The organism is Anoxybacillus sp. J5B_2022 (assembly GCF_026847645.1).
Taxonomy (GTDB): domain Bacteria; phylum Bacillota; class Bacilli; order Bacillales; family Anoxybacillaceae; genus Anoxybacteroides.
In genome coordinates this window covers 15,943-38,071 of record NZ_JAPSMC010000006.1, presented here as the reverse complement: position 1 = coordinate 38,071, position 22,129 = coordinate 15,943, and the positions used below count along the sequence as shown (strand labels likewise).

Genomic DNA, 22,129 nt, shown 5'->3' with positions numbered 1-22,129 from the left:
AGTTTTTGTCATGGAACAAGTAAAATGCGAATGTGGTCACGTCAATCCATATGGCACAGCTTTTTGTGAGTCGTGCGGGAAGCCGATTGAAGAAACAACGAAACCGTTATTGGATATGCGCTATGAAGGAAGCGCCCGCCGCTCCCAAACGTACAACAAAACGATCATAGATAAAATTTGGAATTTTTTTTCATCAGTCAAAGTCGGCGTATGGCTCATTGTCATCACATTGATTGCATCGGCAATTGGTACGATTTTTCCACAACAAATGTATTTGCCACCGAACGTAACACCGGCCCAATATTATGAAGATCAGTACGGGTGGGCAGGGAAATTATATTATGAGCTCGGATTCAACAATTTATACGGTTCATGGTGGTACATGCTGTTGCTTGCCTCAATCGGTGTTTCGCTCGTCATTTGCAGTTTAGACCGGGTGATTCCGCTTTATCGCGCGCTGAACAATCAAGGGGTGGCGCGTCATGAAACCTTTTTGCGCCGCCAGCGCTTATTCAGCATAACGAATGTGAATGATGAGCGCCTTTTTGAAACGCTGAAAGAGCGTCTAGCGAAACGCCGCTATCACATCCGTGAAGAAAACGGTAACATTCTCGCCGAAAAAGGGCGCTTTTCGCGATGGGGTCCGTACGTCAACCATATTGGATTAATTATTTTCTTAATCGGGGCGATGCTTCGCTTTGTGCCTGGAATGTATGTCGATAAAGTGCTCTGGATTCGCGAAGGCGAAACGAAAGAAATTCCGGGAACAAACGGGAAATATTTTTTGAAAAACGAAAAGTTTATTTTTGAAACGTACGAAAAAGGGAAAGAAAACGAAGTGTTTAATGCAGCGATTGACCGCGTCGGCAGCGGTATGGTGGCTAAAACATATCAGACAAATGCCGTTTTGTATAAGCGCGTCGGTCCGGTCATCCCAGGAGAAGAGCCGAAATTACAAAAAGTAAAAGAATATAAGATTCGTGTAAACGATCCGTTAAAATATGATCATTATGCGCTTTACCAAGTCGATTTTAAATTGAATGAACTAAGCAAAATGTCGTTTCAGCTCATCGACAAAAAAACGGGGACATCGTTTGGAACAGTGACGGTTGATCTGCGCAATCCGACGCCTTCTTACAACTTGGGAAAAGGATATCGGGTGGAGCTGCTCAGCTATTTTCCTGATTTTTATTTTGATAATGACGGTAATCCGGCGACGAAAACAAAAATTCCGAACAATCCGGCGTTCGTCTTTAAAATGTACGCACCGGACAAGCCGAAAGGGGAAGTGAGTTTCGTAGCGATCCGCCAGACGATTGAGCCGTTTGGTAGCAACAAGTACAAAATGGCGTTTGCCGGCATCGAAACGAGAAATGTATCCGCTTTAACGGTGCGCCGTGATTTTACGTTATGGATTTTAGGCGTGGGTGGAACGATTTTTATGATTGGGGTTATTCAAGGAATGTATTGGAACCATCGCCGCATTTGGCTTAAGCGAGTAAACGGGGAAGTATGGCTTGCGGCCCATACGAATAAAAACTGGTTCGGATTAAAAAATGAAATTAAATCGATCATCGAAGGAACAGGGTTAACGATGCCGATCGATCAGGTGGGAATGGAGAAGAAAGCAGCGCAAGGAGGGAACGAGCATGGTGCAACTCAGTAGCACATTGCTGTATATCGCATTTGTTCTATATTTGATTGGAACGCTCTTTTTTGGCGGCACGATTCGTGATAAAAAAGGAGCATCGCGCACGAGTCGCTGGGCAACGATTGGGATTACAGTTACGATCGCAGGATTTATTTCCCAATTAGGGTATTTTATTATAAGGTGGATTGCGGCGGGACACGCGCCGGTCAGCAACTTATTTGAGTACATCACCTTTTTCGGGATGATGCTGGTCGCCGCCTTTATCATTATTTATTTTATTTATAAAACAAGCGTGCTCGGATTATTCACATTGCCGATCGCATTGCTCATGATCGCTTATGCAAGCATGTTCCCGCGCGAGATTACGCCGCTTATTCCGGCGTTACAGAGTGACTGGTTGAAGATCCATGTGACGACAGCGGCCGCTGGGGAAGCGATTTTGGCGGTTAGTTTTGCAGCGGGACTCATTTATTTAATTCGTGCTGTCGATCAATCGAAGCCGAGCAAGCGCACGTTTTGGTTGGAGTTTGTGCTGTTTTGTTTGATCACAACGCTCGGCTTTGTCGCTGTTTCGAGCGCATTTAGTATCGCTGGTTATGAGGCGAAGTTTAAATGGATCGACAAAAACGGCATGGAAAAAGAAGTAATCTATAATATGCCAGCGCTCGTCGGTCCGAATCAAGGACAGTTAGAAAAAGAAAGCGCTGACCGTTTTCAACCGCTTGCCGAAATGCCAGCGATTATTAATGCGAAAAGGTTAAATACTGTCATTTGGTCATTGTTTGGCGGAGCGGTGCTTTATTTGTTGTTCCGACTTGTGTTGCGGAAGCGCGTGGCCGCCGCTCTTCAGCCGCTTGTGAAAAACGTCAATTTAGATTTAACGGATGAAATTAGTTATCGTGCGGTGGCGATCGGATTTCCGGTGTTTACGCTCGGTGCGCTTATTTTCGCGATGATTTGGGCGCAAATTGCGTGGACGCGCTTCTGGGGATGGGACCCGAAAGAAGTATGGGCGCTCATTACGTGGCTGTTTTATGCGGCGTTTTTACACCTTCGCTTATCGAAAGGATGGCATGGGGAAAAATCGGCATGGCTTGCGGTCATCGGTTTTGCGATCATCATGTTTAATCTTGTAGCCGTGAACCTTGTCATTGCCGGTCTGCATTCGTATGCCGGTATGTAAAGAAAAGGGGATGTCTCTCGGAGATGTCCCTTTTTCAATTGCATCTTTTCTATATTTTGAATGTTTACTTCGGGAAAATGTAGATAAAATATTCGTGTTTTTGTAAAATAGTGAGCAAGGGAGGATGTTCATATGGATAAACAAGTGAAAATTTTAGTAGTCGATGACGAAGAACGCATTCGTCGCTTATTAAAAATGTATTTAGAGCGCGAAGAATACGTGATTGAAGAGGCCGATAACGGGGATGATGCGCTCAAAAAAGCATTAGAAAACGATTACGATCTCATTTTGCTCGATTTAATGCTTCCGGGCAAAGACGGGGTAGAAGTATGTAAAGAAATTCGCGAAAAGAAAGCGACGCCGATCATTATGTTAACAGCAAAAGGTGAAGAAGCAAACCGCGTGCAAGGGTTTGAAGCGGGAACGGACGATTACATCGTCAAGCCATTCAGCCCTCGCGAAGTTGTGTTACGCGTGAAGGCATTGTTGCGCCGCGCCGCCAATGCAACTTACATTCAAGCAGATACGACCGCAAAAGATGTGCTCGTTTTCCCGCATTTAACGATCGATAATGACGCGCATCGCGTGACGGCGGATGGAAAAGAAGTAAGCTTAACGCCGAAAGAGTACGAGCTACTTTTATTTTTGGCGAAGTCGCCGGATAAGGTGTTTGACCGCGAGCAGTTGTTAAAAGAAGTATGGCATTACGAATTTTTTGGCGATTTGCGGACGGTCGATACGCACATTAAACGGCTTCGTGAAAAGTTAAACAAAGTGTCGCCAACAGCAGCAAAAATGATCGTGACCGTTTGGGGAGTTGGCTATAAGTTTGAGGTTGTGAACGAATGATGCGGTTTTGGCGAAGCGTCGTCGGAAAATTATGGGTTACTATTTTACTGCTTGTATCATGCGTTTTGTTTGTGTTAACGATGTTGCTTCTGAAATTTTTCGAAACGTACCACGTACAAGAGGCAGAAAAAGGGCTAACGCAACTGGCGGTAAAAGTGGCAGAAGTGATGAAAGAGCGGCAAGATGAAGCGCTTGCCCGCTCGATTGCTTCATCGCTCGTCGGCGATGCATCAAAAGCAATCATCGTGATTGACAAAACGCATTACTGGTATTTGCCATCGCATTCTGAGCGTCGCGATGTGCCGCTATCGTTCATTGAAGCAGACGAAGAGTTGAAGCAAGCATTCACGAAACAAGTGAAAAAGAAAACGTATTTGCCAAATGTGTATACAGAAAACGGAAGAAATAGCCAGTGGCTTATCGTCGGCGTGCCGTTAACAACCGCAGACGGAAAACACGGAGCTGTGTTTGTCCTCCAATCGTTAAAAGCGGTTGAGGATACGACGCGACAGACGACAAAGTTTATTTTTTTAGCCGCGTTTATCGCGATCGTGCTCACGACGGTGTTTGCATTTTTTTTATCGACGCGCATTACGGCGCCGCTGCGTAAAATGCGCCAAGCGGCTTTTGAAGTGGCGAGCGGCAAGTTTGACACGAAAGTTCCGATTTTAACTCATGATGAAATTGGCGAGCTGGCGAGGGCATTTAATCAAATGGGAAGGCGCCTGCAATTTAACATCAATGCGCTGAACCAAGAAAAAGAGCAACTGGCGAGCATTTTAAGCAGCATGGCCGACGGGGTTATTACGTTTAACCGTGACGGGGAAATTTTAATTACGAATCCACCGGCGGAGCGGTTTTTGCAGGCATGGTATTTTGAGCAAGGAAACGAAAGTGAGATGATGGCTGCGCTGCCGCCGCAAGTAAAAGATTTGTTTACACGCGTAGTGAACGAAGAGCAAGAACAGGCGACGGAAGTAACGTTGCAAGGACGGACGTGGGTCATTTTAATGACGCCGCTTTACAGCCAAACGGCGGTGCGTGGGGCAGTCGCCGTGCTGCGCGATATGACGGAAGAGCGGAGGCTCGATAAGTTGCGCAAAGATTTTATCGCCAACGTGTCGCATGAGCTGCGCACGCCGATTGCGATGCTGCAAGGGTACAGCGAAGCAATCATCGATGATGTTGCGGCAACAGATGAAGAAAAGAAAGAAATGGCGAAAGTGATTTATGATGAGTCGCTCCGAATGGGGCGGCTTGTTAATGACTTGTTGGATTTAGCGCGGATGGAAGCAGGGCATATGACGTTAAATGTCGAGACGGTTCAGCTACGACCGTATATCGAGCGGATTATTCACAAATTTCAAGGGCTGGCGAAAGAAAAGGAAATCGATTTATCCGCTGAATTTCGCAGTGAAGACATGCATATGACGATTGATCCGGACCGAATTGAACAAGTGTTGACGAACTTAATTGACAATGCGCTTCGCCATACAAATGAATACGGAATGGTGAAGGTGATCGTCGAACGAAGCGGTGATGCGGTCACGATCCATGTGCAAGATTCAGGCTCAGGCATTCCGGAAGACGATTTGCCGTTTGTTTTTGAACGTTTTTACAAGGCGGACAAAGCGCGTACGCGCGGCCGTTCGGGAACAGGACTTGGGCTTGCGATTGCCAAAAACATCGTCGAAGCGCACAAAGGAACGATCACCGTCCATAGCAAACTTGGCGAAGGCACGACGTTTACGTTTACGTTGCCGGTGCAAAACAATCGTTCATAAACTCTCGCGACTTGTATTCGCGGAAGTTTACAACAGAACTGAACAAAACCGCGTTCCAATGGCTCGTCGATACAAAAAAGCAATATACGGTCAAAGACTTTGGTTCTGTATTTGAGCGCTACATTAACAACTGAGCACGAAAACAACCCGAATCGAAAGCCGGTTCGGGTTGTTTGAAACCTATAAAAAAGGATGGCTATTCGACTCTCGTTGATGGTGCAAATACGTTTCTACATAAATTCGCTCAGCATCCGATGCGTTTTTCGCTCCTTCTTTCGGATGGATTTGGATGTTTCGCTTTTTCGCTACTCGATCGACCAAAAAGCCTAAAGCAAGCAGACTGCCAATCAGCACGATCCAGCCCACGGGTTCACCTCCTATTTTTTGGCTCTTCACCGAAAGTTGTACTTGACTATTTCAGAACACGCCTTCTCTGTGCTTATAAGGAAAAATCAGTAAATCAGATTTTTCGTACACGGCGGCTCAAGAAAATCCCCCGCTTGTCAAGTACATGTTGTGGTGATGAACCTATTTTTTATTATTATACCATAAAATACCATTAAAAGGTGTGCGATGAGCAAAAAAACGTATTTTTTCTTAGCAATCGTTTTTTCGATCCAAACCATTGTGCAAGGGATAGGATTTTATGAAAATAACAGCTTGAAAAAAGCAACATTATTCGTTTTATCGCTGCTTGCCTTTATTTTCTTTTTTGTATTCGCAAGAAAAAAAGAGAGAAAATAAAGGACATTTTTTATTGCCAAACAAAGCCACTTCCTTTAATATTATAACTGTCAATTGTTCGATTATTTTATACAATTGCATACAAAGCAAAAAAGGTGTCGAAAGACTTAATAGGGAATCTGGTGCAAGTCCAGAACTGTCCCCGCAACTGTAAATGCAGACGAAATGAAATCACCACTGTACGGCAAGGTCGTATGGGAAGGTTCAAAGTAGGAGGAAGCATGAGTCAGTAGACCTGCCTTTTTTGCGTAAGTTTCCTATCTTCGGGGAGTGAGATGGCGAAACGGCAAAGGGTGTAGTATGTCCGCATGATGTCGTTTCCCGCTCATTCCGTCCGGAGTGAGCGCTTTTAATTTTCACACCATACATACAGGAGGAGAAAACATGAAACAGTGGAAGCATTACGCGCTGCTCGTTGTTTTTGTGCTGACGCTCGGCTTGATCGCTGCGTGCGGCAACGACACAAGCAAACAAACGAGTGAATCGAACGCGAAACAAGAAACGAAAGCGGTGTTCCCAGTAACGGTAAAAGACGGCTTAGGCGAGGACGTTACGATCAAAGCCGAGCCGAAAAAAATCGTCTCGCTCATTCCAAGCAATACGGAAATCGCTTATGCGCTAGGATTAGGGGACAAAATTGTTGGCGTGAGCGATTTTGATAACTATCCAGAAGATGTGAAAAACAAAGAAAAAATCGGCGGTATGGAATTTAACGTCGAAAAAATTATTTCTTTAAAACCAGACTTAGTGCTTGCTCACGCTTCGAGCGCCCATAACTCGAAAGATGGGCTAAAACAGCTAAAAGACGCGGGCATTACCGTACTTGTCGTGAATGATGCAAAATCGTTCGATGATGTGTATCATTCAATTGAACTGATCGGCAAAGCAACCGGCACGACAGAAAAAGCGAATGAAATCGTTGATCATATGAAAACGAAGTTAGAAGAAATAAAGGAAAAAGCGAAAAACGTAAAACAGCCAGTGAAAGTATGGGTAGAAGTATCACCAGCGCCAGAAATTTATACAGCTGGCAAAGGGACATTTATTGATGATATGTTGCAAGCGATTCAAGCGAAAAACGTAGCCGGTGACCAAGAAGGGTGGCCGATGTTCACCGAAGAAAAAGCCGTTGCGCTAAACCCAGACGTCATTATTACGACATACGGCTACTATGTAAAAGATGCCGTCAACCAAGTGTTGGCGCGCCCGGCTTGGAAAGACGTTCCAGCGATTAAAAACAAACGGGTGTATGACGTCAACTCCGACTTAGTATCGCGCCCAGGTCCACGACTTGTCGAAGGAGTAGAGGAACTTGCGAAAGTCATTTATCCGGACGTCTTTAAGTAATGCGGCAGTTTATGCGATTGCTATTTTTATAGTGATTATAGCGATGTTATTAGGGATATCGATAGGCGCTCTATCGATTCCCTTTTCTACTATTATCGACATTTTTTTGTCGCAAATAGGAATGGCAAGTAAACACCATATTCCAGACAATCTTGTACAAATCGTTTTAGCGATTCGTCTGCCGCGCGTCGTCCTCGCTTTTTTCGTCGGCGCATCCCTTTCGCTTGCCGGTGCAGCATTTCAAGGATTGCTAAAAAATCCGTTGGCTGATCCGTACACGCTCGGCGTTTCATCCGGCGCTTCCGTTGGCGCGGTCATCGTTCTGTTCTTCCATTGGCAATGGCCGTGGCTTGGCACTTTTACGTTGCCGTTTGTGAGCATCGTTTTCGGAATGGCTACCCTTTTTCTCGTGCTTTTGTTCGCTAGAAAAGTGGACCGACGTCTTTCGGTTGAAACGATTATATTAACCGGCATTATTTTTAGCGCATTTTTTAGTGCCTTGATTTCCTTAATGATCGCGTTAACGGGCGAAGAACTGCGGCAAATAATAGGCTGGCTCATGGGAAGTGTAGCGATGCGCGGCTGGAATTACACGCTTATGATCGCTCCGTTTTTTCTTATCGGTAGCGTATTGCTCATCGTAAATAGCCGTGAACTGAACGCGTTTGCCTTCGGCGAAACGGTCGCGGCCCATATCGGTGTCAACGTCGCAAAGCGCAAACTTTTGATTTTAACCGGCGCATCGCTATTGACGGGCGCGGCAGTCGCTGTTTCCGGTGCGATCGGCTTTGTTGGTTTAGTCGTTCCGCATATGGTTCGACTGGTGATCGGACCGAACCATCGCCTCCTTTTGCCGCTGTCGCTTTTATACGGTGGCGCGTTTTTAGTGCTAGCAGATTTAGCCGCGAGAACGATTATTTCGCCACGGGAATTGCCGATTGGCGTCATTACGGCACTGATCGGCGCCCCGTTGTTTGCCTATTTATTTTTGAAAAGAAAGACGTGAGAAAGATGCTACAAGTCAACGATCTATCTTATCGGTACGATAACAGCCAAGTGCTGCAACGTGTGACGTTTTCTGTCGAAAAAGGGGAATTTTTCGGCATTTTAGGACCGAACGGCAGCGGAAAAACGACGTTGTTAAAGCTGTTAAGTAAAGAACTGCCGTTGCAAGAAGGCACAATCACGCTCAACGGAACGCCGCTTGCTTCGCTTTCGCCAAAACAGTTGGCGCGCTTTGTCGCTGTTTTGCCGCAAAGCGCTGAAGCCGCGTTTGGTTATACGGTGAAAGAAACGGTGGAACTCGGGCGCTATGCCTATCAAAGCGGGCTGCTTCCTGAATGGACAGATGCGGATGAACAGGCGGTTCATGCGGCATTGGCCAAAACCGGCTTACTTACAAAACAGCAGCAATCGATCGACCGTTTGAGCGGAGGAGAACGTCAGCGCGTCTATTTAGCGCGGGCGCTCGCTCAAGAGCCGAGTTTGTTGCTATTAGACGAGCCGACGAATCATATGGATATTGCCCAACAAGTGCATTTGCTCGATCAGCTGAAACAATGGACGAACGAAAAACGATTGACGGTAGTGGCGATTTTTCACGATATGAATTTAGCAAGTGTATATTGCGATCGCCTGCTTTTGCTTCATGAAGGTAAACTTGTTGGGATTGGCGAGCCTAGTAAGCTAATCGAAGAAACGACCATCCAGCGCGTGTTTGGTGCAGCGGTGCGTCGGCAAGCACATCCGGTATTACCGGCACCGCTTTTGACATTTCTGCCCCGTATCGAACGAACGGACGTAGGCGAGACGCTGTCTGCGCTTACTGTGACGACAACGGACGAACAAATGGTTGTAACGACGCCGAAGCCGTTTAAAGTGCTCTCTTCTGCCGTCGTTGGTGCCGGTTTTCAATGGGCGAATTATTTTGTCAATCGCCATGTGCCGAAACAATACACTTCTAGTGACCCGGAAGCGGAAATGAAACAATATTTGCGCGAGCGCTCGTTTGATGTGCAACAAACGATTGGCATGATGACGGCGGTCTATGTCGAAGACGCCGCGTTTGTTTACGAAAAAGATAGCGGCGTTTCCTTATGTGTAATGGTGACGGCTGGCGTCGGCAATGCGGTCGATGTCACGAAAGCATGGCAGCAAAACGCTTCTTCATCGGTCGGTACGATTAATACGATGATTTTCATTGACGGATCGTTGACAGATGCGGCGTTTGTGCAGGCGGTCATGACGGCGACGGAAGCGAAAACGAAAGCGCTGAGCGATGAAGGAGTAGTTGATCCGGCGACGAACACGACCGCTACTGGCACATCGACCGACTGCATCGCCATCGCCGCGTCGCAATCAGGGACAGAATACGCGTACGCGGGGTCAGCGACACCGCTTGGAAAAGCGATCGGCCGTGCGGTATATGAAGCGACAATCCAAGCGTTACGAAACTATGAAAAGCGGAAAGGGGAGCGCCGATGATTTATCATTTATACGCGATTGTTGGTGCGGTCATCCTTGATGGATTCATCGGCGACCCGCGCTGGTTGCCGCATCCCGTGCGAGGAATGGGGGCGCTTATTGCCGCGCTTGACCGTCGCCTCAATAAAGGGCGTGCTCGGCGGATGAAAGGGATTTTGGCGGTAATCGTCGTAATCGGTATTGTTTACGCGCTCAGCTTTGCGCTTGTTGCGCTAAGCTACCGGCTATCGACGGTGTTTGGGGTCATCGTCGAAGCGGTGTGTATTTTTACGACAATTGCAGCAAAAAGTTTGCGAGAAGCGGCATGGGGCGTACTCGTTCCGCTTGAAAAAGGGGAAATTCAAACGGCGCGGAAAGAACTGAGCATGATTGTCGGCCGCGATACGGAAGCGCTCGATGAGCCGGAAATCGTCCGTGCCTGTGTCGAAACGGTGGCGGAAAATACAAGCGACGGGGTTACCGCTCCGCTTTTTTATGCGCTCATCGGCGGCGCGCCGCTCGCACTTGTCTATCGCGCGATCAATACGTGCGATTCGATGCTCGGGTATAAAAATGAAACGTACCGCGAGTTTGGCTGGGCGTCCGCACGATTGGACGATGTGTTAAATTACGTGCCTGCTCGATTGACGGCATGGGTGATGCTTTTGGCTAACAGCCGTTCGCTCCGCCGCCACGCTCGGCTACTATTGCGCGATGCCTGTAAGCACCCAAGCCCAAACAGCGGCTGGGGGGAAGCGGCGATGGCAGCGATTTTAGGTGTGCAGCTTGGCGGAACGAATACATACGGAGGGGTTATATCGGAGCGTCCGAAAATTGGCGATGCCGTGCATGCGCTAACGAAAGAGCATATTCGTCAAGCGGTTTCCGTTATGTGGCGAACTTTGTTTGCGTTTGTTTTACTGCTGTTAATAGGGGGGATGATCGTTGAATTGGCCATTGCACGGGGCAAATCCGCACCGTTTCTATGAAATAATCGGTTTACCGCTTCCTGAGCGGCTGCTTGATTTTAGCGTGAATACGAACCCGTATACGTTGCCGCTTTCGCTTTGGCCTTCGCAGGCGGATTTTTGTCGTTGGGCAAGCGAATACCCCGATCCAGAGGCGAAAGAATTAATTCGCGCGCTTGCACAGATAGAACAGCTTTCTGACGAGCATATTTTCGTCGGCAATGGGGCGTCGCAATGCATTGATTTACTCGCCCGATTATTTTCCGGGAAACGTATCGGCATAGTAGAGCCGACGTTTTCTGAATATCGTCGGGCGTGCGTGGCAAATGGATGCGTAGTAAAGTCGGTTGTTTCGACAGAAGAAAGTGGTTGGATGCATGAAATGTCGGAGCTATTTGATTTGCTCGAGCAAATCGACGTCTTATTTCTTTGCCAGCCGAATAACCCAACTGGCACGACGATGGATAAAGAACAGTTCTATTCGCTGTTGCAGGCAGCAGATGAGCGGGGAACGTTTGTTGTCATTGATGAGGCGTTCTATCATTTTTGGGACGATGGGTATACAGCATTGCCGTGGATTTCATCGTTTGCCCATCTTATCGTCGTTCGTTCGTTAACAAAAATCTATCATTTAGCGGGGGCGCGCATCGGCTATGTAGCAGCGAACGAAACGATTGTCCAAAAACTAAAAGCGCTGCAGCCGGCGTGGAGTACAAGCCGAGTGGCGCAACAGCTGGCGCTCCATTTTTTGACAATGAACGAGTTTGTGGCACATACGCGCTCGAGGATTGCTCGTGAACGCGAGCGGGTGACGTCTTTATTGCGGAAAGCAGGATATTACGTTTCGCCATCGGTTGCCAATTTTTATTTGTTGCGGCCGCTTCATCAATCGGCGGAAGCGCTATTGTACGACTTGTTAAGAGAAGGTCTTGTTCCGCGCCATACAACCAATTTTCGTGGCCTCGACGGTCGTTATTTGCGCTTTGCCGTTAAAACAAAAGAGGAAAACGACCGGCTACTATCTTTCTTAACAAGGTGGCTGCCATGATCGTCTTTATTAGCGGCGGCGTGCGCAGCGGAAAAAGTGGGGTAGCAGAGCGCTGCGTCCGGTCGTTAGCTTTGCGTCGAGGTGCGGTTCATTACATCGCCACAGCGAACGTGACCGACGACGAAATAAGAGAACGCGTCATTCGCCATCAACAAGAACGCCGCTTGCAGCCAATCCAATGGGTGACGTGGGAGCAGCCGCGCAATGTGCATGAACTCACCGGTCAGTTTCGCTCAGAAGATGTTATTTTGCTCGACTGTTTGACGAATTGGTTGGCAAACGAACTGTTTCATGAACAAGGCTGGGAAAACGAAACATATTGCCGACAAAAGGCGGAGCAAATGTTGACCACGATCACGCAACTCGCCACCGTTACGAAAGCGGTTGTTATCGTGTCAAACGAAGTTTTTTTCGGCGGTGTTCCGCAAGATATAGGAACATATCATTTTATGAAAATGCTCGGCTGGCTCCACCAGCGCATTGTTCAGCTCGCTTCATGCGCCATCGTTGTGCAACATGGCATCCCGATTGTGAAAAAGGGGGACAATTGCTTATGATGATATGGCACGGGCTATGTTTGGCACTTCAGTTTTTAACCGTTTTTCCGCTAGGAAAAGAAGTTCCGTGGGAAGCGAAAACCGCGCGCTGGTCCGTTCGAATGTTTCCTGTTGTTGGCGTATTGGTTGGCAGCGTGCAAGCGATTATTTATTGGCTTTTCGTACAAACACCGGTATCGCCTTTGTTTCTTTCGCTTTCCCTTTTGTTTTTGGCGATTTTCTTATCGGGGGGCTTGCATGCGGACGGTTGGATGGACGTCAGCGATGCGTTTTTTTCTTATCGGGATAAAGAGCGCAGGCTCGACATTATGAAAGATTCACGCGTTGGAGCGTTTGCAGTTTTATCGATTATTTTTCTTCTTTCGTTTCGGTTCGTCTTTTTATATGAGGTAATGCATCAGCACGTAGCGCCGGTTGTATTTATCGTTGTACCGTTTTTTTCCCGGTCGTTTATGTCGCTTTTGTTGCTCTATGGGAAGTTGGCAAAGCCGACAGGGATGGCAGCGGCGTTTCGCGAACATGTGACGAAAGGGGATGCTCGCTTTATTATCGTTTTGTTAAGTATAGGGATAGCAGGCTTTAGCGTCGTTCGTCCTGTCGAAACGATTTTACTTGCGATCGGTGCTTTTTTTAGTTTGCTAGGCGCGCGTTCGTTTTACGAACGGCAGTTCGGCGGCATTACCGGCGATATGCTCGGCGCATTTGTCGAAGGAACGGAGGTGTGGCTATGGTTCATCCTTTGGCTCTTACCTTTCTTCGTCACGGCATGACGAAAGAAAACGAGGAAAAACGTTATATCGGTTTTACGGATGTTCCGCTGCCGGAGCAAGAAATTCGTCGGCTGCGGAGTGTTTCCCTCGATGCTCGTATTGATCTCATGGTGACAAGCGATTTACAGCGTTGTCGGCAAACGTGCGCATCGTTGCTCGGTCATTTAGCTGTTCCTGTTTATACGATGCGCGAATGGCGCGAAATAAATTTTGGCGAGTGGGAAGGAAAAACGTTTGCGGAGTTGAAAGAAGTAAAAGAGTACAGCGAGTGGCTCGACTCGCCGTTTTCTACCGCTCCGCCTAACGGAGAACATTATCGCGATTTCCAAGCCCGAATCGAAAAGGCGCTGATGGGAACGATTGCGCTTGCTAAACGATGTTCGGCTTCGCACGTAGTGATCGTGACGCATGGCGGGCCGATTCGCTATGTGTTAGAACGTTATGCACCGATGGCAAAGTCGTTTTGGGAATGGACGGTACCGTTTGGCGGTGGATTTACACTGATGTCGACAATGGAGCGATGGGAGGGGCGAGAACGATGCATTTCATTGTCGGAGGTGCGTTTCAAGGGAAGAGAAAATGGGTGTATGAGTACTACCGACTTACGGAAATAAACTCATACCGTTGGTGTAGCGGCTATGAACAAGAGGCGTTTTGGCCGAGTGAAGCGACGGAGCGCATCGTTATTTTTGAGGGAATGGAAGTGTTCATTCGCCGCTTGCCGGATAACAAGCATTGGAGTGCGTTTTTTCAAGCATGGCACGAATGGGAACAACAAATGGATGGGCGAAAGGTCATTTGGATTGGCTGCGACATTACGCAAGGCATTGTGCCGATGGAAAAAGAGGAGCGAAATTGGCGCGATGTGACCGGATGGTGTTACCAGCAGTTGGTGAAACGATGTGACCGTGTCGACCGCATTTGGTGTGGGCTAGCGGAGCAAATAAAGGGGAGAGAGAAATGAAGCTGTATACGAGAACAGGCGATAAAGGGAAAACGAGTTTGATTGGCGGGCGTGTCGATAAAGATCATTTGCGCGTCGAGGCGTACGGTACGTTGGATGAAGTGAATTCGTTTGTCGGTCAGGCGATGACGCTGCTAGAAGGAGAAGCGTTTCAAGACATTTATGCCGAACTGCAAAAAATTCAGCACGAACTGTTTGATTGTGGCGGCGATTTAGCAATTGTGAACGGAAAGCTGCCGTACAAAGTAACGGTGGAGATGGTGGCGTTTTTAGAGCAGCGAATCGATGAATATATTAAAGAAGCGCCTCCGTTAGAGAAATTTATTTTGCCGGGCGGTTCCAAAGCGGCGGCTGCGATTCATGTGGCACGGACGGTGACAAGAAGAGCGGAGCGCTGCATCGTGTCACTCAGCAAAGCTGAACCGATCAACGACATTGTTTTGCAGTACGTCAACCGACTTTCCGACTACTTTTTCGCAGTCGCTCGCGTCATTAACGCTCGTTTAGGCGTCCGCGACGTCGAATACGAACGAAGCGCGATTGTGTTTCGAGAGAAAGACGAACAATAATCGTCATAAAAAAGGGAGAGTATCACGTCATATTCTTCCTTTTTTTTGTTATACAATTTTGAAGATGCCGCTGTAACAAAAACGATGATGGTCGCGACTAATGCAGTAGAACGGGAGGGGAATGGATGGACTCCATTTTCGATGAACTGTACGAAAAATATCATCAAGATTTGTTTCAGTTTTTATTTTATATGGTACGAAATCGAGAACAGGCGGAAGACCTTGTTCAAGAAGTATATATGAAAGTATTGCGCTCGTACGATCGGTTTGAAGGGAGAAGCAGCGAAAAGACGTGGCTGTTGTCGATTGCGAAGCATGTCGCGATTGATTTTTTTCGCAAGCAAAGAAGTTGGCGCTACAAAATCATGAAAACGTTCGACTGGACAGTACAGCCGCTGCACGATCCTAGCCCGTTGCCAGAGGAGATCGCTGTTCAAAACGAAGAAATTCAGCTCATGTACCGCTGCTTAGGCGGTTGTACCATTGATCAGCGACTTGTCGTCGTGCTTCGGTTTATTCAAGGACTGTCGGTAGCGGAAACGGCCGAAGCGCTTGGCTGGACGGAAAGCAAAGTGAAAACGACGCAGCACCGGGCGTTAAAACGGCTCAGGCAGCAAATGGAGGAAGAAGCAGCGAAGGGAGGTTGGCATCATGAGAAAATCCCGATGGAATGAGGAAGAGATTCAATCGCTATTGAAGCAAATGCCACAGGTGAAGGATCGCCGTTCGAAAGAAGCGATTTACCGGCACATCGAGTTCACTTCAACAAGCAAGCAACGCAGCACGCGCATCGTTCCAACGGTCGTTTCGCTAGCAGCCGCCTGCCTATTTGTTGTGATCAGTGTATCGCTTTATTCTTCCTCACCTACGAATGAAAGCAGCAAAGAGCAACAGCCGAAAATGTCCATCACGATGAAGGCGAAAGAATCAGCGCCGGAACAAAATAGGACGCTGCAAGCAGATCAAGCGGCTGCTGTTTCTTCCCGTGTCATCATGAGCGGAAAAGCGGTCGTTTTCGGTCTCCCAGATAAAAGCGCTCAGACGATCATTCCCATTAGCTTTGTAGCAAACGAACAAATCGCGCGCGACAAGCAAATAGAAGCGGCGAAATCGCAACTTGCGGAATGGGGACTGGACAGCCGCTGGTTTGACGGGGTAGGACTTTCCGCTGCCGTTGATCATCCGGACGTGTGGATCGTTCGCCTTCCGAAAACCCATCCGGTTTTTTCAAGCGGTTCTACGGGCGAAACGATGTTTCTCGCGAGCGTAGAAGAAACGGTCCGCTGGCTAGGAGGAACGAGCGTGCAATTTTTTACGGACACGAAAAAAGGCATTGATTTACCGAATACCGGCCATCTTGAAGCGATGACCATTTCGCCGAAAAAGCGAGCGTATTATTTTTACCAGCTGGATCACTCTTATCCGCTGTTTTTAGCGCCGTCATTACAGGAGTTTGCGACGATTGAAGAAGCGCTTTACAGCATGCAACATGTGACCGGCGATCTGTTCCGTCCATCGATTGCGAAAGAAGTGCATATTGCCTCCGTCCAAAAACAAAACGACGGCCTCGTTGTTCAATTTGCCGCTGACTCGTCGTTTTCTGATTCCGCTATATCGCAATGGATGCTCGAGGCGATCTTGTTGACGGCGAAAGAATTTCGTTTTCGGTCGGTCACGTTTACCGGCGGAAGCGTCGATCATATCGGACCGTACCGGTTCAACGAAAAAATCGAGGTGCCCGTCGCACCGAATCCGGTGCCGGCCCACTAACCGTTCGACAGGTGCCCCACCACTTTTGTGGCACCTGTTTCTTTGCTATTTTTTCTCAACTATACTTTTCTTCAGCAAACTGTATAAATTTCTCAATGGTCCATAGTCTGTGCTGATATGCTGCTGGATAAAATGAATGATACGGTTTTGGAACGACTAGAATTACTTTTTCTGCTGCCATTTCATCTAATTGGTTTGGAGATATCCCTTGTTGAAGCGTTAATAAGTGTTTTTCTTTTATCCTGTCCGCTTCGTTAAGTATTTGTCTCCATCGATCTTTGCAAGTAGTTTTTACTCCTAAGAAGATTAAATCTGTTTCAGGAAATGAAAAATTTGCATATGCATCATTTGAGGGAAATAAAAAATCCGGTTTTTTATTTCCTTCCGATTTGCCTGGATGGCTAAATGGAATGTTATAGGAAGTTAGCAAAAAATCTACATGATGCTCTAAAGATTTTCCAGCTCGGCTTTTTCTTCTATTTAACACACTGTTTGCAACGGTAATAAGCGTTTCCAAATCATTGAAAGGCTTTGTTAGATAGTCTTTATATACATTTTTTTCAATCGCCCTAAATACATTATATTCCGTTTTCACCCACTCTAGGAGGATATGGTCAGGTGAAAATGCTTTTTTCTTATATACGCATTTATGCACTTTTCTTGCTGTTTCAGCAAGTTGAATCGTTTCAGGAAAATCATTAAATAAAGCAGAAACTTTCTCAATCTCTTGCTCTAGTTTTGCAGATAAGTCAATATCTTTTATCGTCCCCTCATCGTATACTGCATGATTTTCCATAATTGATAAAGAAAATGTATTCAAAAATAGTTCAATCTCTTCTTCTGTGTCTAAAATCCAAACTTTAAAATTCTCATGGTCAACCGGAATAAAGATGATTAAATTTCCGACTTGCTCTTCTTTATGGAAAGGTGATTGATTCCAAAACCTGGTAAGCCTATATTCATTTCGCGTTCCCTTACCATAGTAAATGACGCGGCTTTCAAACGGAATATAACCTTCAATATAGACTTTTATAAATTTATCTTTATTCTCCCCTTTTCTCCCTTTTTCCTCAAAAAAGATATGCCAAGCTTGTTTTGCGATGTAAATACCTGCTTGGTGGGCTCCTGTCAAATCGGCGTCATTAGCAGAAATTATTTTGCAATAAAAGCGACCAAACTTCTTGGCCGCTCCAATTGCACTCATCAGTTTTTCGGAATTATTTTGTTGCATATTCGATCTTTCCCTCTTTCACATTCAGATTGTTTTCGATCATTTCATCCTTCTCGATAGCTTGGATCATTTTTTCTGCGATTAATTTCACGACGGGAACAGCAACGCTATTTCCAAACTGTTTATATGCAGCGGTATTGCTAACTACAATCTTGAATGTTTCTGGAAAACCTTGTAAACGAGCGCATTCTCGTGGAGTCAATCTCCTAGGATTTTTCCCTTTTTGAGGAATTAAAATTTCGCTTCCGTCTTTATAGTATCGAGCAGATAATGTCCTGCTGTAAGAGTTAAGATCAGCTAGTCCATATCCAAATCCGTTGCCTTTTTTAGCGTGTTTCTCTTTATATGATTGAAGATATTCCCATAGTTTATCTGATAAAGTATATTTATCTTCTACATTTTCTTCTAAAATCGTACGAAGCGCAGGTCCTTTTTCGGGGATTTTAGGAAATTCAAATTTGATGGGCTTTTTAAAGCCGACAATATAGATACGTTCGCGATTTTGTGGGACAAGTCCTTTTGCATTTAATACCGCATCGTACACTGTATAACCTAATTCGTACTCTAACACATTTTTTATGATTCGGTATGTTCTACCTTTATCATGGCTCTTAAGGTTTTTTACATTTTCTAACAAAAACGCTTGCGGTTGTTTTTCTTTTAGGATACGTGCAATATCAAAAAACAATGTTCCTTGTGTTTCATCGAGAAAGCCGTGCGGTTTCCCCAATGATTTTTTTTTGCTGACACCCGCAATAGAGAATGGTTGACACGGGAAACCGGCTAACAAAATATCGTGGTCAGGAATATCTTTTACATCAATCTTTCTGATATCTCCATGCGGTTTCTCGCCAAAATTAGCTATATACGTTTCCTGTGCCTTTATATCCCACTCAGATGAAAATACACAAATACCATATGGTTCGAAAGCAAGTCGCATACCTCCGATACCAGCAAAAAGATCAATAAACCGATATAACAAATGGAACACCTCCCTCGAACATTTGTCCTAGGTTCATTATAGCAAATTTTGTTGTTGAGTGGTTGTTGAAGTGTTAAAATATTATAGCCTACTTTGGCAATACCCTAACAGAGAGGGTTGATACAAGTGGCAACAATCGCAATTTATTATCAAATGAAGGTAAACCAAAAAATAGAAGAAGTAATTGCGTTCATAAATGACTTCATTCGACAATTAGAAACGGACAATGTTATAAAAGGTGTATTTATCGATCAATATGCGGAGAGAAGTGAGTTTTATGAATTACTTCACTCATCGTCAAATAAAATTGACATCATTTTCCTTGAAAAACCGTTAGAAGATGAATTTGATGAAAAGCTATTGCTGGAGATCGCCAAAATAGAAAATATACAGATTAAATATTTTAGCGAATTACCACGAACTCCCGTCGAATAAAACCAGTTCTAATCGTTCCTTTTTTCACATAATACATATATGGCTGATATCACGAAAGGGAGGAACGAAGCGATGGAAGATGTGGTGAAACGGTTGCTTGCGGTGGCAGGGATGGTCGTGTGCATTCGCTTATTATTTATGATCGGGCTTGCCAATTAACATTTTGAAAATTCATGAAAGTGATTGTCCTCCCGCTTATTAATAGATATAATGAGAAGAAAAACATAGCGGGGAGGAGATTACAATGCTCACAGACTATCATAACCATTTAGAGCGGGGAACGCTGACGCTCGATTATTTAAAACAATTTACAAACGAGGCGGCGCGAAAAGGGATTCAACACTTTGGTATTTCGGAACATGCGTATCATTTTTACCAAACGAAAAACATTCTTTCCAATCCGTGGGTGGAAGAGCGTCGTTACTACGACATGGCTGACTATGTCCGTTTATTCCATGAAGCGTGGGATGCAGGAATTGATGTGAAAATGTCGGTGGAAATGGATTATACGCCAGGAAAACATGAGGAAATGGCTGAATTTATTCGCGCGTACGATTTTGATTACGTCATTGGCTCGATTCATTGGGTCGATGATTTTGGCATTGATTTGGCAGAATATCGGAAAGAATGGGAGCGGCGAGATTTATATGATACATACCGCAAATATTTTGACCAAGTTGTGACGTTAGCGGAGTCGAATTTGTTTGACATTATTGGTCATTTGGACTTAGTGAAAATTTTTAAATACGTTCCAGAAGATGAAGAGTTTTTGCTTGAACAGTACGACCGAGCGACGACGGCGCTTGCCAATTCGAAGACGTGCGTCGAAATTAGCACCGCAGGGCTGCGCAAGCCGGTAGGAGAGCTATATCCAGACAAGCGGCTGCTGCAAATGTGCTACGATAAAAAGATTCCAATCGTGCTTTCGTCCGATGCCCACGTGCCAGAACATGTCGGTGCTGATTTTGACAAGGCCATTGCCCTTGCGAAAGAAGTTGGCTATACCGAGCTAATGACATTCCATAAAGGCGAGCGAAAAGCAGTACCGCTAGGATAAAAATGAAAAAGGAATGGGGTTGCCCATTCCTTTTTATTTTTTATACTTCTAATTTTTTGGCGGTTTCAATATCCCCGATTTCAATCAGTTTCTCTAACAGCTCCTCATCGAGCGGCTTGTCTAACGAAAGCATCATAATCGCTTTTCCGCCGGCTTGCTGACGGCCGACTTGCATCGTCGCGATGTTGACATCGTGGGCGCCTAATACGTTACCGACTTTTCCGATCATTCCTGGTTTGTCGTGATGTTGAATATAAAGGAGGTATCCTTCCGGTGCGAAGTCGATCGAAAATCCATCAAACTGAACGATGCGGTCGCCGTAATTTGGAATGTGCGTTCCTTTCATCGTAAACACTTTGTTTTCGCCATATACCGTTAACGAAATGCAGTTCGCATAGCCGTGCGTTTCGTCAGAAAACTTTTCGCCGAACGTAATGCCGCGCTCTTTTGCGACCATCGCCGCATTTACTTCGTTAACCGTCGATGCCACGCGCGGTTTTAGGAAGCCTGCGAGCAAGCTGCGTGTAATGTATGTCGTTTCTAAATCAGCGACTGTCCCAGCATACGTAACCGTAATTTCTTGCACAGGAATATTCATAAATTGCGAAGCGAGAATGCCCATTTTTTTCGCAAGGTTATAGAATGATTGAATTTTCGCGTACACATCTTTCGATAACGTCGGCAAGTTGATCGACGATGTGACTGGTTTTCCTTCTAAAAATTGCAACACTTCTTCCGCCACTTGCGCGGCGACGTTCAGCTGCGCTTCGACCGTTGAAGCCCCAAGATGTGGTGTGACAATCACGTTGTCAAAGGAAAGAAGCGGATGATCACCTAACGGTTCTTTTTCAAACACGTCAAGCGCAGCACCGGCAACGTGTCCGTTTTCTAAAAATTTAACAAGTGCCTGTTCATCAATAATGCCGCCGCGGGCACAGTTCAGTAGGTAGACACCTTTTTTCGTTTTGGCGAGATTTTTTTCGCCCAGCAACCCTTTCGTTTCTTTTGTCAGCGGCGTATGTACCGTAATGATATCGGAAAGCGCCAGCACTTCATCAAGTGTACAGACGGAAACACCAAGCTTTTCTGCCCGCTCTTTTGTTAAAAACGGATCGTACACATGCACTTTCATGCCGAACGCGCGCGCCCGTTTCGCTACTTCTGAGCCGATGCGGCCAAAGCCGATAATACCTAAATGCTTACCGTATAGCTCGTTTCCGACAAACGCGTTGCGGTTCCATTCCCGCGATTTGACGGAAATGTGTGCTTGCGGAATGCGGCGAACAAGGGCGGCCATCATCGCAAACGTATGTTCAGCCGTCGAAATCGTGTTGCCGTTTGGCGCGTTAATAACGACGACACCATGTCGTGTTGCGGCATCGACGTCAATGTTATCCACGCCGACACCAGCGCGGCCGACAATTTTTAAATTCGGCATTTTTTGCAGCAATTCTTCGGTAACTTTTGTTGCACTGCGCACGAGTAATGCATCAAATTCATGCAGGCAGTCTTCGACTTCCGTGACCTTTTTTTGTACGACTTCAATTTGTTCGGATTTTCGTAGAGGAGCCAAACCTTCCTCGCTCATCGAATCAGACACTAAAATGCGGAACAAGATGATACACTCCTTTCTGAAACAACAATTTTAAATTTCTGATAATTTATCATAGGAACTAGCGTCTGTCAATGAAATCAGAAGAAGTCATACAAATGTAAGCGTTTTTAACAAAAATGTTCGGATTTTGGTCAAAAAAACC

General features: G+C 46.0%; 23 protein-coding genes, 1 pseudogene and 1 riboswitch. Of the genes and pseudogenes, 20 read left to right on the top strand and 4 right to left on the bottom strand.

Translation table 11 applies throughout. The features are described from left to right. Positions 1-10: 10 nt before the first annotated feature. The 5 genes and pseudogenes from resB to M4I42_RS03070 all read left to right on the top strand — a co-directional run. Positions 11-1,666 carry a cytochrome c biogenesis protein ResB gene (gene resB, locus M4I42_RS03090; RefSeq protein WP_268850784.1) on the top strand — a complete coding sequence of 552 codons (1,656 nt, stop codon included), beginning with the start codon at positions 11-13 and terminating at the stop codon, positions 1,664-1,666. Next, a complete protein-coding gene (gene ccsB, locus M4I42_RS03085) occupies positions 1,650-2,834 on the top strand; it encodes a c-type cytochrome biogenesis protein CcsB (protein ID WP_268850783.1) in 1,185 nt (394 codons plus the stop codon). Before resB ends, ccsB begins: the two co-directional genes overlap by 17 nt. A 132-nt stretch (positions 2,835-2,966) precedes the next feature. Continuing rightward, the gene (locus M4I42_RS03080) at positions 2,967-3,683 is read left to right on the top strand and encodes a response regulator transcription factor (RefSeq protein ID WP_268850782.1); all 717 of its coding nucleotides are present in this window, start codon (positions 2,967-2,969) and stop codon (positions 3,681-3,683) included. Continuing rightward, a complete protein-coding gene (locus M4I42_RS03075; protein ID WP_268850832.1) occupies positions 3,683-5,467 on the top strand; it encodes an ATP-binding protein in 1,785 nt (594 codons plus the stop codon). Before M4I42_RS03080 ends, M4I42_RS03075 begins: the two co-directional genes overlap by 1 nt. A 35-nt stretch (positions 5,468-5,502) precedes the next feature. After that, positions 5,503-5,601, top strand: a pseudogene (locus M4I42_RS03070) (YvbH-like oligomerization domain-containing protein); the annotation flags it as partial. Between the two features lie 46 nt (positions 5,602-5,647). On the opposite strand, the gene M4I42_RS03065 reads toward M4I42_RS03070, so the two are convergent. Then, the gene (locus M4I42_RS03065; protein WP_268850780.1) at positions 5,648-5,833 is read right to left on the bottom strand and encodes a hypothetical protein; all 186 of its coding nucleotides are present in this window, start codon (positions 5,831-5,833) and stop codon (positions 5,648-5,650) included. Between the two features lie 207 nt (positions 5,834-6,040). Here M4I42_RS03065 and M4I42_RS03060 point away from each other — a divergent pair, with 207 nt between their 5' ends. The 13 genes from M4I42_RS03060 to M4I42_RS03000 all read left to right on the top strand — a co-directional run bounded on the left by M4I42_RS03060 (position 6,041) and on the right by M4I42_RS03000 (position 16,667). Beyond that, positions 6,041-6,211, top strand: coding sequence for a hypothetical protein (locus M4I42_RS03060; protein WP_268850779.1), 171 nt, complete (start codon positions 6,041-6,043; stop codon positions 6,209-6,211). 76 nt (positions 6,212-6,287) lie between these two features. Then, a riboswitch (cobalamin riboswitch) is annotated at positions 6,288-6,468 on the top strand. 127 nt (positions 6,469-6,595) lie between these two features. After that, on the top strand, positions 6,596-7,558 hold the full coding sequence (locus M4I42_RS03055; protein ID WP_268850778.1) for an ABC transporter substrate-binding protein: 963 nt from the start codon (positions 6,596-6,598) through the stop codon (positions 7,556-7,558). Further along, positions 7,524-8,564, top strand: coding sequence for a FecCD family ABC transporter permease (locus tag M4I42_RS03050; protein WP_268850777.1), 1,041 nt, complete (start codon positions 7,524-7,526; stop codon positions 8,562-8,564). Before M4I42_RS03055 ends, M4I42_RS03050 begins: the two co-directional genes overlap by 35 nt. 5 nt (positions 8,565-8,569) lie before the next feature. After that, entirely contained in the window at positions 8,570-10,042 is a 1,473-nt protein-coding gene (locus M4I42_RS03045; protein ID WP_268850776.1) for an adenosylcobinamide amidohydrolase, read from the top strand. Then, a complete protein-coding gene (cbiB, locus tag M4I42_RS03040; protein ID WP_268850831.1) occupies positions 10,042-11,010 on the top strand; it encodes an adenosylcobinamide-phosphate synthase CbiB in 969 nt (322 codons plus the stop codon). The genes M4I42_RS03045 and cbiB overlap by 1 nt, the downstream gene beginning before the upstream one ends. Then, positions 10,967-12,037 (top strand): threonine-phosphate decarboxylase CobD, encoded by a 1,071-nt coding sequence (gene cobD / locus M4I42_RS03035; RefSeq protein ID WP_268850775.1) that lies wholly within the window; start codon positions 10,967-10,969, stop codon positions 12,035-12,037. Before cbiB ends, cobD begins: the two co-directional genes overlap by 44 nt. After that, on the top strand, positions 12,034-12,594 hold the full coding sequence (locus tag M4I42_RS03030) for a bifunctional adenosylcobinamide kinase/adenosylcobinamide-phosphate guanylyltransferase (RefSeq protein ID WP_268850774.1): 561 nt from the start codon (positions 12,034-12,036) through the stop codon (positions 12,592-12,594). The genes cobD and M4I42_RS03030 overlap by 4 nt, the downstream gene beginning before the upstream one ends. Next, entirely contained in the window at positions 12,591-13,364 is a 774-nt protein-coding gene (gene cobS / locus M4I42_RS03025; RefSeq protein WP_268850773.1) for an adenosylcobinamide-GDP ribazoletransferase, read from the top strand. Before M4I42_RS03030 ends, cobS begins: the two co-directional genes overlap by 4 nt. Continuing rightward, positions 13,322-13,978 carry a histidine phosphatase family protein gene (locus M4I42_RS03020; RefSeq protein ID WP_268850772.1) on the top strand — a complete coding sequence of 219 codons (657 nt, stop codon included), beginning with the start codon at positions 13,322-13,324 and terminating at the stop codon, positions 13,976-13,978. Before cobS ends, M4I42_RS03020 begins: the two co-directional genes overlap by 43 nt. After that, positions 13,903-14,328, top strand: coding sequence for a bifunctional adenosylcobinamide kinase/adenosylcobinamide-phosphate guanylyltransferase (locus M4I42_RS03015; protein ID WP_268850771.1), 426 nt, complete (start codon positions 13,903-13,905; stop codon positions 14,326-14,328). The genes M4I42_RS03020 and M4I42_RS03015 overlap by 76 nt, the downstream gene beginning before the upstream one ends. Beyond that, positions 14,325-14,897: a cob(I)yrinic acid a,c-diamide adenosyltransferase gene (locus M4I42_RS03010; RefSeq protein ID WP_268850770.1), complete on the top strand. Its 573-nt coding sequence runs from the start codon at positions 14,325-14,327 to the stop codon at positions 14,895-14,897. Before M4I42_RS03015 ends, M4I42_RS03010 begins: the two co-directional genes overlap by 4 nt. A gap of 125 nt (positions 14,898-15,022) precedes the next feature. Then, a complete protein-coding gene (sigX, locus tag M4I42_RS03005) occupies positions 15,023-15,571 on the top strand; it encodes an RNA polymerase sigma factor SigX (RefSeq protein ID WP_268850769.1) in 549 nt (182 codons plus the stop codon). Then, positions 15,549-16,667, top strand: coding sequence for a UDP-glucose 6-dehydrogenase (locus tag M4I42_RS03000; protein WP_268850768.1), 1,119 nt, complete (start codon positions 15,549-15,551; stop codon positions 16,665-16,667). The genes sigX and M4I42_RS03000 overlap by 23 nt, the downstream gene beginning before the upstream one ends. Positions 16,668-16,722: 55 nt before the next feature. On the opposite strand, the gene M4I42_RS02995 is transcribed toward M4I42_RS03000, so the two are convergent. Beyond that, positions 16,723-17,898 carry a type II restriction endonuclease gene (locus tag M4I42_RS02995; protein ID WP_268850767.1) on the bottom strand — a complete coding sequence of 392 codons (1,176 nt, stop codon included), beginning with the start codon at positions 17,896-17,898 and terminating at the stop codon, positions 16,723-16,725. Then, positions 17,885-18,880: a DNA (cytosine-5-)-methyltransferase gene (gene dcm / locus M4I42_RS02990; protein ID WP_268850766.1), complete on the bottom strand. Its 996-nt coding sequence runs from the start codon at positions 18,878-18,880 to the stop codon at positions 17,885-17,887. Before dcm ends, M4I42_RS02995 begins: the two co-directional genes overlap by 14 nt. A 126-nt stretch (positions 18,881-19,006) precedes the next feature. Here dcm and M4I42_RS02985 point away from each other — a divergent pair, with 126 nt between their 5' ends. Together M4I42_RS02985 and M4I42_RS02980 are read left to right on the top strand one after the other, a co-directional pair. Further along, the gene (locus M4I42_RS02985; RefSeq protein ID WP_268850765.1) at positions 19,007-19,315 is read left to right on the top strand and encodes a hypothetical protein; all 309 of its coding nucleotides are present in this window, start codon (positions 19,007-19,009) and stop codon (positions 19,313-19,315) included. Between the two features lie 244 nt (positions 19,316-19,559). Beyond that, complete coding sequence (locus tag M4I42_RS02980) at positions 19,560-20,372, top strand: histidinol-phosphatase (protein WP_268850764.1); 813 nt, start codon at positions 19,560-19,562, stop codon at positions 20,370-20,372. 40 nt (positions 20,373-20,412) lie between these two features. Here the strand turns inward: M4I42_RS02980 and serA are convergent, their stop codons facing one another. Further along, on the bottom strand, positions 20,413-21,987 hold the full coding sequence (gene serA, locus M4I42_RS02975; RefSeq protein ID WP_268850763.1) for a phosphoglycerate dehydrogenase: 1,575 nt from the start codon (positions 21,985-21,987) through the stop codon (positions 20,413-20,415). Positions 21,988-22,129: the final 142 nt, after the last annotated feature.

Excerpts from the sequence above, each read along its gene's own strand:
- M4I42_RS03000 (WP_268850768.1), top strand. The coding sequence starts at position 15,549 with ATGAGAAAATCCCGATGGAATGAGGAAGAGATTCAATCGCTATTGAAG.
- M4I42_RS02995 (WP_268850767.1), bottom strand. The coding sequence starts at position 17,898 with ATGCAACAAAATAATTCCGAAAAACTGATGAGTGCAATTGGAGCGGCC.
- M4I42_RS03080 (WP_268850782.1), top strand. The coding sequence starts at position 2,967 with ATGGATAAACAAGTGAAAATTTTAGTAGTCGATGACGAAGAACGCATT.
- M4I42_RS03045 (WP_268850776.1), top strand. The coding sequence starts at position 8,570 with ATGCTACAAGTCAACGATCTATCTTATCGGTACGATAACAGCCAAGTG.
- resB (WP_268850784.1), top strand. The coding sequence starts at position 11 with ATGGAACAAGTAAAATGCGAATGTGGTCACGTCAATCCATATGGCACA.
- cobS (WP_268850773.1), top strand. The coding sequence starts at position 12,591 with ATGATGATATGGCACGGGCTATGTTTGGCACTTCAGTTTTTAACCGTT.
- M4I42_RS03060 (WP_268850779.1), top strand. The coding sequence starts at position 6,041 with ATGAGCAAAAAAACGTATTTTTTCTTAGCAATCGTTTTTTCGATCCAA.
- M4I42_RS03030 (WP_268850774.1), top strand. The coding sequence starts at position 12,034 with ATGATCGTCTTTATTAGCGGCGGCGTGCGCAGCGGAAAAAGTGGGGTA.
- M4I42_RS02980 (WP_268850764.1), top strand. The coding sequence starts at position 19,560 with ATGCTCACAGACTATCATAACCATTTAGAGCGGGGAACGCTGACGCTC.
- M4I42_RS03075 (WP_268850832.1), top strand. The coding sequence starts at position 3,683 with ATGCGGTTTTGGCGAAGCGTCGTCGGAAAATTATGGGTTACTATTTTA.
- ccsB (WP_268850783.1), top strand. The coding sequence starts at position 1,650 with ATGGTGCAACTCAGTAGCACATTGCTGTATATCGCATTTGTTCTATAT.
- M4I42_RS03015 (WP_268850771.1), top strand. The coding sequence starts at position 13,903 with ATGCATTTCATTGTCGGAGGTGCGTTTCAAGGGAAGAGAAAATGGGTG.
- M4I42_RS03010 (WP_268850770.1), top strand. The coding sequence starts at position 14,325 with ATGAAGCTGTATACGAGAACAGGCGATAAAGGGAAAACGAGTTTGATT.
- M4I42_RS03020 (WP_268850772.1), top strand. The coding sequence starts at position 13,322 with ATGGTTCATCCTTTGGCTCTTACCTTTCTTCGTCACGGCATGACGAAA.
- sigX (WP_268850769.1), top strand. The coding sequence starts at position 15,023 with ATGGACTCCATTTTCGATGAACTGTACGAAAAATATCATCAAGATTTG.
- M4I42_RS03055 (WP_268850778.1), top strand. The coding sequence starts at position 6,596 with ATGAAACAGTGGAAGCATTACGCGCTGCTCGTTGTTTTTGTGCTGACG.